The sequence below is a fragment of the Paenibacillus sp. 01T442 genome, from assembly GCF_056398345.1.
This window is the reverse complement of sequence record NZ_JBFTPF010000116.1, coordinates 1-12,179: the sequence shown is the minus strand read 5'-3', so window position 1 is coordinate 12,179 and position 12,179 is coordinate 1. Positions and strand designations below refer to the sequence as shown.

The window sequence follows — 12,179 nt, the reverse complement described above, 5'->3', positions numbered from 1 at the left end:
GTACATATCCTCCAGTTCAAATCCAAGAAGGTTTTTTACCGAGGGCGATACATAGAGTAGAATGCCATCCTCTGATGTCAATGTAATGAGATCTTGAACATAGTTTGTGTACTTTTGATAGATATCTTTTTCCATGGCAAAATGATTGGCAAGCATTTCTGTTTTACGAATAACAATATGTAAGTTCTCACCAACGGGATAGGCACTAACATGTATCCATTGATTGGATGGTTTTACATATTCTTTGAATGAAGTTTCTTTACCACTTTTGCGAGCTTGATGAAAATAACTGTAGGAAGCATGCCGAATAGCAGCTGGGAACTCTGCCCACGCCATTTTGCCAAGAAGTTCTTCAGGAGATCGATTTAAAATACTTGCACCATAGTCGTTTGCGTATATAAAATGCCAGTTTGAATCTAGAATGATAAATCCCATGGAAGCGTTCTCTTCAAACGTGCTCATCTATTCTATACGAACCCCCTTCACCAGTTCGTTATTATTATCGCTCACTTGGATGCACCTCGTAAAGAGAATATGAAAAAAAGCAACCCTCCCTCCATTCGGGAAAGCTGCTTTCACATGAGAATCGACTTCTTTAATGACTTCCAACAAGCGTTCGTTCTTTCGAAATTTGACTTAAGGCTTCGCCAGCCTCATCTTCATAATTCCCTCTAATCGCCAAATCGCCAATCGCTACAATACCGACAAGCTTCCCATTATCAATGACGGGTAAGCGCCTAATTTGGTGCTGTGCCATGATCTTAGCGGCTTCATCAACAGTCGTATTAGGAGATACGGTGGTCATCCCCTTCGTCATGACGGTTTCTACAGCCGTTGACCCTGAATGCTTTTCCGCATAGCCTCGAATAACAAGATCCCGATCCGTCACACCGCCTATGAAGGTATCCCCGTCGAGAACCCCAACAAATCCAATGTCGTGCTGTTTCATTTTCAAAGCAATCTCGAACACATTATCCAGTAAGGTAACCGTCACGCAGTCTTTACTCATGATGTCCTTCACTAATTTATCCGACATTCTCATCATCCTCCTTGGTGTCATGTAAGGCAACAAATAATTGCTACATTAGCATTCACCAAAGCACATAAGGCATTCATGCCATATAATCCAAGGCCATAGACAGGAGTAAATTCGCTGCGTTCAGCATAGATCTTTCATCTATATCGAATTTCGGGTGGTGATGAGGATATACAATGCCTGCTTCTACATTACCAGCACCTACGAACATAAAGCAGCCCGGCTTCTCTTGCAAATAATAGGAAAAGTCTTCTCCGGCCATAATAAGAGGGKATTCATGTACAGCCTCTTCACCAAACAAAGCCGCGCCAACTTGAAAGAAACGGGCTGCTTCATTCGCATCATTGATTACGGTCGGATAGCCTAGCTTATAATCCATCTCGTAGGTAGCTTGCGACATGTCACAAGTAGCCTGCACGATTCTCTCCATGCGTGTTCTCACTTCTTGTCTTAATTCTGGATTGAAGGTACGTACAGTTCCGTTAAGTACACTCGTTTCAGCAATGACATTGAAGCTAGTCCCGCCATGGAACGAGCCTACACTGACCACACAAGGCTCAACAGGGTCAACTTGGCGGCTCACAATCGATTGCAAGTTAACGACTAATTGTGAGGCGACGTACACGCTGTCAATCGTTTGGTGGGGTAACCCGCCATGTCCGCCTTTGCCTTGGATGCGAATCGTGAATTCATCTGGCGCGGCCATGAAAGGCCCAGATCGCGTGTAAACATGACCAACAGGGAACGGTGTCCATAAATGAACGCCGAATACAGCATCTACACCATCCAGAGCGCCGTCTTTGATCATCGAGTCAGCTCCACCTGGTGAAATTTCTTCAGCATGCTGGAATAGAAAAACCAGATTCCCTTTGATCTCCGTCCGATGCATGCTTGCAACCTTGGCAATCCCAAGCAAAGTTGATGTATGTGCATCATGTCCACAGGCATGCATAATCCCGTTCTTAGTTGATGTATAGTCACAGTTCTTCTCATCCTGAATGGGGAGAGCATCCATGTCTGCACGCAGAGCAACCGTCGGTCCTTCGCCATTGCCGCGAAGCAAACCAACAACACCATTTCCGCCTACKCCAGTACGCACTTCAATATCCCAGCTTAGCAAATGCTTCGCTACAAATTCTGCGGTCTGATATTCATGGTAGGATAGCTCAGGATGCTGATGTAAATAACGTCTCCAACCCACCATTTCTTCATAAATGGCTTGGAGATCTTCATGATAATGATTCATAAGTTCATCCACCTCCTAAGGCGTGATCACCTAACTATATATCTAAAATGATCTCTTGAAACCTATTCTATCAAATATCAATCACGGTTTCATCTCTAAAGCGCCATCAAATATTAGAATTTACAGATGGCAATCGACTTGCAGAACCATTAGAAACATACTATCATGAGAAAAGAATGCAAACGTACAATATGGAGGCGTTAAAATTGATTATTGAAGCAACTGGCTTAAAAGGCCTAAAAAGCGATTTGGCTCACTTAGACGAAGTAACAACTAAACTTGGTTTCGTGCGCTGGCAATGGGAATACACCCGTGCTACATACGATTTTAAAATGGAAGATAAAGCAAGCAAAGCTGTGTACTTCTTACGTGTAAATGCACGCGTTGAAACAGGCAAGCTAGAATCTCCCTATGCCGTATTATATCTAGAAGAAGCTTACATAGGCAAAGAAACGTTCCCACATGGCTTGGACTATAATTCTCCAATTCCAGAGAACGTACTTAAGATTTCCAAACAAAAATTAGACCAACTGCAACAATTATTAGCAGACTAGGCGAGGAATCAGCATGAATCCCCCTCGAAGAGGAACGCCGGATTTTCTGCTGCTCTTATTAACCTTTGTGTTGGTATGTTTTGGTCTAGTTATGGTGTTCAGCGCAAGTTCAATGACTAGTGCCTATCGGTGGGACGACCCTTGGTTCTTTACGAGAAAGCAAATTTTTGCTGTCGGGGTCGGCACCATTGGCATGTTATTTTGCATGAATGTCCATTACACGAAGTTAAAGAAGCTCGTTATCCCTGCTTTCTTCTTCATTGTACTTGGCTTAATCTTCGTCGTCTTTACGAGTAAAGCGAATGGGGCGAGCAGCTGGTACTCACTTGGCAGATACGGGATACAACCGACTGAGTTTGCCAAGTTAATCGTCATTCTCTACTTAGCTTCGCTGATCAGTAATAAAGAAGAGAAATTCAGAAGTTTTCGTAAAGGATTACTCCCTGCCATCTTGATCGTAGGCTTCGTGTGCAGTTTGATCCTCTTACAGCCTGATTTTGGTTCCTGTATGATTCTTCTAGCGTGCTCAGCTATTGTTATCATGGTCGGTGGGTCTAACCTCAAGCATATTTTTTATCTTGGAACTATTCTTACGATTTTTCTTGGTATTGCAATCCTCTTATACTTGTTGTTAGGCGATATTGACTCCAACTTTAGGCTCAATCGAATAACTTCATTTATGGATCCGTTCGCTGACCCGCAAGGCTCAGGCTTACAAGTTGTGCAATCCTTGTACGCATTCGGACATGGCGGACTAACTGGCGCCGGATTCGGACAAGGTATTCAGAAGCTTCACTATTTACCGGAAGCACATAACGATTTCATCTTTGCTATTATAGGCGAGGAGCTTGGATTTATAGGCAGCTCTCTCTTCCTTCTCATCTATTTAATCTTCATTTGGCGAGGAATTCTCATTGCAGTACGTTGTCCCGACATGTTCGGTATGTTATCCGGTGTAGGAATCATGGTCATGTTCGCTATACAAGCCTTTATTAATATCGGCGGCGTCACCAATACCATTCCACTTACAGGTGTAACGCTTCCCTTCATCTCAGCAGGCGGCTCCTCTATGATGGTCTCTCTCATCAGCATGGGGATTATTCTCGGGATTTCTCGTGAACAATCCTACAAAGAATTACCAGCTACACAAAAAACACAGAAAACCCATAAAAAGAGACCCTTATCGACATAATATAACGTCGATAGGGTCTTTTTTTATGAGTCTTATTTAACTCGAAGCTGATCTTCAATTTCTTCTTCGGTAAATGCGACACCTTCTACTTTCACATTGACTTCCACAACATTTAACCCCGTCATATTTTCAACAGCTTCCCGAACGTTCTCTTGGAGATCTCTGCAAACATCTTGGATTCGGGAACCATATTTAACGATCACACGTAAATCAATCGCTGCTTCAACTTGTCCTACCTCAACAGAAACGCCACGCTGCACATTTTTACCACTTAAACGCTTAGCTAAGCCTTCTGAAATACCACCTGACATGCCCGCGATGCCTGCTGTTTCCAAGGCGGCAAGCCCTGCAATGGTCGATACTACGTCATCAGAAATTCGAATTAAGCCGGTTTGATTGTCTTCGGACATACGGATCACTCCCTAAACTTGGTATAAATCTATTGTAATAAGAACAATAGCTTAAAGCAAGAACTGCCTGCTGGTATCCATTTTAATTTACATTGGTACGCAAAGTAGGTATATTAAAAGAAGTGTAAAAATTTCCAATATATTAGAGTCGGAGGGTTCCCATTGAAAGGAAAATTGTTCTACATAGGCTTGTTAGTTTCGTTCATAGCAGCCGGAATCGTGCATTATACGCACCAGAATACAACTCTGCAATTCGTAATCGCTTGTATCGCCATCGTTTTTGTGGCTGGTTTCTTAGGAAAAGCAACAGAAAGTGTTGCACATTATGCAGGAGACCGCATGGGTGGGTTTCTCAATGCCACCTTCGGGAATGCGGCTGAGCTCATTATCGCTTTCTTCTTAGTCAAAGATGGGTTATTCGAAGTTGTCAAAGCCAGTCTAACTGGTGCCATCATCGGGAACTTGTTGCTCGTTCTTGGGCTCAGCATATTTGCAGGCGGTTTAAAGTTCAAAGAACAATCCTTTAACGTTAAATTGGCTTCTCATAACTCTTCACTGATGATTCTAGGTGTTGTCGCACTCTTCATTCCCGCATTATTTTCCCGCGGTTTGACCACTGACGAAACCTCCTCCATGAGTATGATTGTAGCTATTATCCTAATCGTAGCTTATCTGCTCTGGCTCCTCTTCTCTATGGTAACCCACAAAAGTGTGCTGTCTGATGAAGCCATAGAACATGGTGAGGCTCCATGGTCCAAAGGCACCTCGATTCTATTCCTCATCGTTGCGACTGCAATGGTTGCCTTTACAAGTGAGTGGTTAGTAGGAACCATTGAGGAAGTTAAAAATAAATTCGGACTGTCCGACCTATTTGTCKGTGCATTCCTAATCGCTATCATCGGGAATGCAGCTGAGCATAGTGCCGCGGTCATGATGGCCATGAAGAATAAAATKGGCGCAGCCGTGGAAATTGCGGTCGGAAGCTCCTTACAAATCGCTCTATTCGTCGCGCCAGTACTAATCCTACTCAGCTTTTTCATCAGTGGTACGCCAATGAACATTGTCTTTACCACCTATGAGATTGCAGCCATCGGCGTCGCCGTCTTCATAACCAAATCCATCACACAAGATGGATCTACGAACTGGTATGAAGGACTTCTTCTCTTGTTCGTCTATATCATCCTTGGTGTCGTGTTCTTCTTAGTCTAAATACCTATATGCAAACAAAAAAAGTAACCCTTCAGGGTTACTTTTTATTGTTCAACGCTTCATACAGCTGCGCAAGATTACGTTCAAGCTTATTGAGAATTTGTTTGCCTGGCAATTCGGAGATCAGTCCCGCTCGAATGGCAAAATCAATTTCTCTCGATAGTCCGTACATTTGCGTATCTAATACCTCTTCGTAAAGTGGACATTGACGTGTCGTCAAATTTTCCATCTGAACTTCGATCAGCTTTTCGATTTTATCTGCATCTTCTTGAAGAAGATTAAGCGCCTTTTGATTCATATCCAGCAATAAATCAGATGAAGACATTCCCAACTTCCCCCTATACGCAAAGTCATCCGTCCTTATATGATCTATATTAAGCGAAATTGCCGTAATATACAAGAGAAGGTACCCTCAGAGATTCTGAGAATACCTTCTCTCTATTCAAAACTACTCTTGAACGACGTTTACGCCTAAATTATGCTTCGCAAATACTTCAGCCATCGCTGTTTTCGCTTCTTCAGCATCCGGTCCATGAACGTGCAAATCATAGTTGCTGGAGCTAAGTAGAGTCGTAAACAAGCCAAGGATACTTTTTACATCGATATACTTATTGTCGTATTGAAGAACGATAGATGATCTGAATTTATTAGCTGTTTGTGAAATCTCAACAATTGCTGCATTATTGGCACTTGGCATATTTCATTCCTCCATTATAGTCGCGTAATGAGTTGGTCGTCTTACTTCCTCTATGATAACTTGGAATAGGAAGGGAAAGCAACTACAAAATTTCCTGCATTCTCCATGTAAGCCCTTTATTTCGCCTTTGGAGCTAGTGCCCTCTTCACACTATTTCCTAGGAATACTAACAAGACCAGTATCCCGAGCAGTAGGAGCAATCTCCCCTTATACCGCTGAAAATGAAATAGATCATGCGCGATCATCGACTCCAGGAATACGATCGGGAGTTTCCCCAGTAGTGTGCCCCATAAGAAATGCCGAAATTTCATTCGAGTTAAACCTGCGGAGAAGTTAACGGCAGATGATGGCAATATCGGAATCAATCGTCCGATTAGTACATAGAAAAAGCCGTGCCTTTCCATMCGCTTGCTAAATTGCGTAACAATCGGAAAACGCTCTAATTTCTTTTCTACCCAGGCATGTCCATAATAACGTGCAAAATAAAAGGAAGCAACGGCTCCTAAGCACGACATCACATAGTTCACAAGAAACCCCATTTTTATTCCAAATATCGCAACGTTCGTACCCGCTACGAGAACAAACGGAATAAACGGAAAGAAGGTTTGGAAGAAAATCAGACTCATTCCAATAATTTTACCGGGCCAGCCAATGTCCCTTAAATGTCCGGACAATTGCCGCATATTACTATGTGCAAGTTTAATGCCTATAGGATTAAAGAAGAAGAAATATAGCAAGCCAACGAGCACAATAAAAATACAAATAAGCAGTCCTGTACGTTTACTTTTAAATGCCGACAAAATTCGACCATCCTCCCTTAGACCAAATCATTGTAACATGTTACAACAGGTTCAGGAAGAGCAAACAGGTGATCGTCATCCTCACTCCATGCTCACTGGGTAGAGAAATACGTTCAACTGGATACATACAATTGTATCTCCCCTTCACCGGYCTGATTAACAAAGAAAAAGTGCCTGTCCGAAGACAAACACCAATATGCGTCAACCGATTTGAATTTGATTACGGCCATTATGTTTAGCTTGATAAAGAGCCATATCTGCTCGGTAGAAGAGTGATTCTACACTTATCTTATCCTCTTCCCAGTTCCAGTCCGATACACCGCAGGACACCGTAACTTGAGGCTGCGTCTCTTCCATGACACGCCTCCGAATGCGCTCTGCAATCCGAATCGCCTGTTCCTTAGACACTTGAGGCAAATAGACAGCAAGCTCTTCTCCGCCCCATCTAGCCGCGATATCCATCTCTCTAATACTGGACTTGATGATCTGGCTGACATGAATAAGAATCTTATCACCAATTTGGTGACCATAAGTGTCATTCACTTTCTTGAAATTATCAATATCAACGACAATTAGAGACCCACAGAAGTCTTTCTTCTGCATCAAATTCGCTTGTTCATCCAAATAATGCCGAGCATAGAGCCCAGTTAAATTATCCGTAATCACCATTCGTTTCACTTCAGCATGCAAGGAGGCGTTCGTCATGGCTAGTCCAATATGGCTTGAGAGCACTTGCAAGAGCTTATAATTATCATAAGAGAAGAAGTTGGGCAAACGATGTACAATKAGGATTACCCCTTCTACGTTACCGTTTACAAGGATAGGCGAACCAATAAGTGAGCGAGAATTCGTTCGCTGCATCAAACTTGAAGTCACTTTATCATTACTCCAATAGTCGGAAATAATAATTGGTTCTTTAGATGAGTAAATCAGACCTGAGAAACCTTGATCAAGCGTAAATGTCTCATGAAACAAGGCAGGTAAGTTCGTAGCTTGAACAATAAGTTGATTGTTATCTTTGGAGTTTTGAAGGATACAACTATAATCAGCACCAAAAATACTTAAAATTTCACTAGACGCTGAATTGAAAATTTCATTTAGACGTAAACTTTGATTAAGCTGCTTGGTAATTTCATTAATGAGTCGCAATTCGTTAATCATCAGATTCGATTGCTCGTACAGTTTCGCATTTTCAAAAGCTGTACCTGCAGAGTCCGCTAACAACGAAATGAATTGTAAATCCGACGCATCAATGAGTTCATCCGTAAACTCCATGTACAGAACACCATACACGCCTTGTTTCCCTGATAAAGGTGCCGCGATGTTGCCCGAACTTGAATCGCTCCCTCTTAGGGTTGGCTCAAAGATGACTTGACCTTCCATAAAAGCTCGCGTTCGAATATCGGACTCTGTCCGTTGGAAGTTCAAAGGCTTAACGGACAAATTCGTTGAATCATTGTCTTGTGAAAGAAGTAAATCTACACGCGTGTTGGGATATACACGTCCCAGACAATCAATAACTTCTGTCAAAACAGAATCTACATCAATCTTTGCAAGGAGTTTCTTGGATGCTTCAAAAAGAATGACGTGCTTCTTAGATTCCATTTCCTTCAAATGATGAAGGTTATTTAAACGATCGTACTTTCTACGTTCTTCAACATTTTGGATGGAACTTTGAAAGGAAAGTGCAAGACTATATAGCAACTGTGCTAGATTTTCCATATTTATGCGAGATTGGGTAAAAAGACCTAAATAAAATTGAACTTTACCATGATTATCCAAAACTGGCGTAACAGCAATCAAATACGCTTTCAGTTCTCTCACGTGCAAGTCATCGCCATTAATCAATTGCAAATAACCTGCACTTTCACAGCGAGCAAGCGGATTATCTCCTTGATCAGCAACCTTCCAAGAACTACCTGATCGCAGGTAGTTGCCTATCGAAGGCGTATCATTCGAACAAGAATCAATTACACACAGATGCTCGTTTGCGCACAACAGCGCAGTTTGCGAAGGCAGCATGTTCGGACCGAATTGCTGATTCCAGTTTTCAAATACTTGGTGTAAGTTTGGGTTTGCCTGCAAACCCTCATAAGAAAAGTTGCCAGAAAGTATAAAGCCTTGCCGAAGAAACACATCAAAGTGTTCTGTGCGGMTATGCTTTTGTATACTGCGAAGTTCACTCATAGGCTCTCCTTCACTTTCTAACAATAGTCCTGAAGTACCAATTTAAAAACCACTTACTCCTATCATACTATTTTTTCACATCTATTGCACGATATTTTCCTCTCGTTATTGCGATGAGAGACTTGACACTTGCTCCTGTTTTTAATAAAATTAGAAGTCGAGTAACACCATGATTTCGGTGAATGCCATTTGTGATCACCCTCACTGCTTTTGCTCCTGACAAGACAGCGGCTGAACTACTCTTGACAGGGAATCACTTTATGATTCGTAAGCAAAATCGGGCACTTGTCTTCACCCTGACATCTAGATGCTATTTACAAACTAATTGTCATGAGAAGGAGTTTTCCCTATATGTCACGTTATACAGGACCTAAATTCAAATTAAGCCGTCGTGTTGGTATTTCCTTGAGCGGTAACGGTAAAGACTTGAAACGCCCATTCCCTCCAGGTCAGCATGGCCCAGGACAACGCAAAAAAATGAGCGGTTATGGTGTACAATTGAACGAGAAGCAAAAACTTCGTCACATGTACGGTTTGAACGAGAAACAATTCCGCAACTTGTTCGACAAAGCTTCCAAGCTTAAAGGTATTGCCGGTGAAAACTTCATGGTATTGCTTGAAAGCCGCCTAGACAACTTGGTTTACCGTCTTGGTCTTTCCAACTCCCGTGCAGGTGCACGTCAACTCGTTGCTCATGGTCACGTTACTGTGAACGGCAAAAAAGTTGACATCGCTTCTTACATCGTATCCACTGGTGATGTGATTTCACTTCGTGAAAGAAGCAAAGGCCTTTCCACTGTGAAAGAAGCTCTTGCTAACCGTAACTACCTTCCAACTTACCTTGAGTTTAACGACGCAAGCGTAGAAGGTAAATACATCCGTTTACCAGAACGTTCCGAGCTTCCACAAGAAATTGACGAAAAACAAATCGTCGAGTTCTACAGCCGTTAATAAAATCAACCCCCTTAGGGATTTCCCTAAGGGGGTTATTTTGTTGCCTAAGCTTTATTCAAATTTGACGAGGAAGTAATTCTTCTTACCGCGGCGAATAATGAGATAGGAATCACCTAGTCGACCTAATTGTTTCGTCGTTGCTTCCAGATCCGTCACCTTCACGCCGTTCACTGTGACCGCTCCGCTTTCAATGTCTTGACGCGATTGGCGTTTGGATGGTGCTGCTCCCACGGAAATAAGAAGATCAATCAACGCAACGTCATCTTGCTCTAATGTTGTTGAAGGTACATCCTTGAACGCTTCTTCAATTTCAACACGTGATAGTGACTGAATATCCCCACTGAATAAGGCAGAAGTGATATTAAGCGCACTCTCCAGCGCATCTCCCCCATGAACAAGCTTCGTAACTTCGCGAGCCAGCACTTTCTGAGCTTCTCTCTTCCCTGGCTGTGCGACAACTTCAGCTTCAAGTCGTTCGATTTCTTCTTGGGATTCAAACGTGAAATATTTCAGGAATCGGATAACATCATTGTCAGCAGTTCCTAACCAAAATTGGTAGAACTGATACGGTGAAGTTTTGCTTGCATCCAGCCAAATAGCTCCGCCTTCCGTTTTACCAAACTTCTGCCCATCGCTCTTCGTAACAAGCGGTAATGTCACACCAAAAGCGCGGCGATCCGTTGTTGATTTGCCGATAAGCTAGTTCACTGTAAAGTTTTTGCCAACATCACGTAAGAATTCAATCACATTCAGAGAGCCTAACCAATCGTAATTGTTCACTAACTCAGCACTGTTTTCAATTTCAGTTGAGAAATCAAGGAATCGTGAGAGCTGATTTTTAATACTTTGAGACCATGCCTCAACAACTTCAGGGCCGTTCAATGTACGTTCATTCGCTTTACCACTCGGATCACCAATCAGCCCCGTTCCACCGCCTACCAAAGCTAAAGGAACATGTCCAGCAAGCTGGAATCTTCTCAAGGTTAAAATGGGAAGCAAACTGCCGATATGCAAGCTATCCGCTGTCGGATCAAAGCCACAGTATAGGACTACCCGCTCTTCACTCAGCTTTTTATCCAAACCTTCTCTATCCGTAATTTGATGCAGCAAACCGCGAAACTCTAAATCCTTCAGAATACTCATGTACAACCATCCTTTATTATGAAATGAAAAAACAAAAAAGCCTTCTTATCCCAAAGGGACGAGAAGACTTAACTCGCGGTACCACCCTAATTAAAACAGCAGTTACGTACATCTATGAGAAAACCTCTATCGAGGCCATTCAAAGATGAGCGACCGCGTTTAGATGATGGTTTTATCGCCAAATAGAAAGACGTTTTCGGAAGCCGAAAACTTATACTTTCTATTGTGGTAACCAAAGTCGAGGCACGGCGTGCTATTTTCACTCAAGAACCGGTAACGAGGTTTAATCGGTAAAAACTACTTGTGCAGGCACATTCCTGCAGGTTCCCATTTACTGCTCAAGACCGTAATTCACTAACCTGCAGGTACCGGTTCGCACCCTCCACCGGCTCTCTGAAAGCATCCACAAGCTACCTACTGCTGATCCATCAACGCATTTGTTCTTGTTATAACACAGGAATCTGATGCTTGTCAAACCTAGAACTGAGCCTTTCTCCCATCAGCATTACCGCAAAAGGAGCAATTATGATATACTATTAGGGTTCATGTAAGGAGGATATTGGAACTTATGCGCAATTTTTTCGCGAAATGGAATCGCCCCTGGGTAAGAACGACATTTAAAGTAATTGGAATTTCATTAAAATGGGCCATTATTTGTGTGTTTTTGGCTGGCCTGCTAGGTGGATCCGCCGCTTTCGGATATGTAAGTGCACTTGTCAAAAAAGATCCAATCCGCAGCGAGGATTCGATT

The 12,179-nt window shown here is 42.6% G+C and carries 13 protein-coding genes, 1 pseudogene and 1 other annotated feature; of the genes and pseudogenes, 5 read left to right on the top strand and 9 right to left on the bottom strand.

What is annotated here, in order from left to right:
* The 3 genes from AC1DLM_RS33165 to AC1DLM_RS33155 form a co-directional block, all read right to left on the bottom strand.
* Positions 1-462 (bottom strand): PAS domain-containing protein (locus AC1DLM_RS33165; RefSeq protein WP_477572363.1); only part of this gene is annotated, 462 nt, incomplete at its 3' end.
* Between the two features lie 133 nt (positions 463-595).
* Complete coding sequence (locus AC1DLM_RS33160) at positions 596-1,036, bottom strand: CBS domain-containing protein (RefSeq protein ID WP_441989090.1); 441 nt, start codon at positions 1,034-1,036, stop codon at positions 596-598.
* Between the two features lie 76 nt (positions 1,037-1,112).
* On the bottom strand, positions 1,113-2,282 hold the full coding sequence (locus AC1DLM_RS33155; protein WP_477572362.1) for a M20 family metallopeptidase: 1,170 nt from the start codon (positions 2,280-2,282) through the stop codon (positions 1,113-1,115).
* 206 nt (positions 2,283-2,488) lie between these two features.
* Here AC1DLM_RS33155 and AC1DLM_RS33150 point away from each other — a divergent pair, with 206 nt between their 5' ends.
* Both AC1DLM_RS33150 and ftsW read left to right on the top strand, forming a co-directional pair.
* Positions 2,489-2,836: a YugN family protein gene (locus AC1DLM_RS33150; RefSeq protein ID WP_056612435.1), complete on the top strand. Its 348-nt coding sequence runs from the start codon at positions 2,489-2,491 to the stop codon at positions 2,834-2,836.
* A 13-nt stretch (positions 2,837-2,849) separates the two neighbouring features.
* The gene (ftsW, locus tag AC1DLM_RS33145; RefSeq protein WP_441989088.1) at positions 2,850-4,028 is read left to right on the top strand and encodes a putative lipid II flippase FtsW; all 1,179 of its coding nucleotides are present in this window, start codon (positions 2,850-2,852) and stop codon (positions 4,026-4,028) included.
* A gap of 32 nt (positions 4,029-4,060) precedes the next feature.
* On the opposite strand, the gene AC1DLM_RS33140 is transcribed toward ftsW, so the two are convergent.
* On the bottom strand, positions 4,061-4,438 hold the full coding sequence (locus AC1DLM_RS33140) for an Asp23/Gls24 family envelope stress response protein (protein ID WP_056612440.1): 378 nt from the start codon (positions 4,436-4,438) through the stop codon (positions 4,061-4,063).
* 162 nt (positions 4,439-4,600) lie between these two features.
* Between AC1DLM_RS33140 and cax the strand changes: the two genes are divergently transcribed.
* Positions 4,601-5,647, top strand: coding sequence for a calcium/proton exchanger (gene cax, locus AC1DLM_RS33135; protein WP_477572361.1), 1,047 nt, complete (start codon positions 4,601-4,603; stop codon positions 5,645-5,647).
* Positions 5,648-5,684: 37 nt separating this feature from the next.
* On the opposite strand, the gene AC1DLM_RS33130 is transcribed toward cax, so the two are convergent.
* From AC1DLM_RS33130 to AC1DLM_RS33115, 4 genes are all read right to left on the bottom strand, one after another.
* Positions 5,685-5,972 (bottom strand): Fpa/YlaN family protein, encoded by a 288-nt coding sequence (locus tag AC1DLM_RS33130; protein ID WP_056612445.1) that lies wholly within the window; start codon positions 5,970-5,972, stop codon positions 5,685-5,687.
* 123 nt (positions 5,973-6,095) lie between these two features.
* The gene (locus AC1DLM_RS33125; protein WP_056612449.1) at positions 6,096-6,344 is read right to left on the bottom strand and encodes an HPr family phosphocarrier protein; all 249 of its coding nucleotides are present in this window, start codon (positions 6,342-6,344) and stop codon (positions 6,096-6,098) included.
* A 116-nt stretch (positions 6,345-6,460) separates the two neighbouring features.
* Complete coding sequence (locus AC1DLM_RS33120) at positions 6,461-7,144, bottom strand: TVP38/TMEM64 family protein (RefSeq protein ID WP_477572360.1); 684 nt, start codon at positions 7,142-7,144, stop codon at positions 6,461-6,463.
* A 201-nt stretch (positions 7,145-7,345) separates the two neighbouring features.
* Complete coding sequence (locus AC1DLM_RS33115) at positions 7,346-9,331, bottom strand: diguanylate cyclase (protein WP_477572359.1); 1,986 nt, start codon at positions 9,329-9,331, stop codon at positions 7,346-7,348.
* A gap of 351 nt (positions 9,332-9,682) precedes the next feature.
* On the opposite strand from AC1DLM_RS33115, the gene rpsD reads away from it, so the two are divergent.
* Positions 9,683-10,282 (top strand): 30S ribosomal protein S4, encoded by a 600-nt coding sequence (gene rpsD / locus AC1DLM_RS33110; RefSeq protein WP_056612460.1) that lies wholly within the window; start codon positions 9,683-9,685, stop codon positions 10,280-10,282.
* A gap of 54 nt (positions 10,283-10,336) precedes the next feature.
* Here the strand turns inward: rpsD and tyrS are convergent.
* Positions 10,337-11,428: pseudogene (tyrS, locus tag AC1DLM_RS33105) on the bottom strand (tyrosine--tRNA ligase).
* Between the two features lie 51 nt (positions 11,429-11,479).
* Positions 11,480-11,869 (bottom strand) — a binding site (T-box leader).
* Between the two features lie 127 nt (positions 11,870-11,996).
* Between tyrS and AC1DLM_RS33100 the strand changes: the two are divergent.
* Positions 11,997-12,179: hypothetical protein (locus AC1DLM_RS33100; RefSeq protein ID WP_477572358.1), on the top strand; the 183-nt coding region annotated here is incomplete at its 3' end.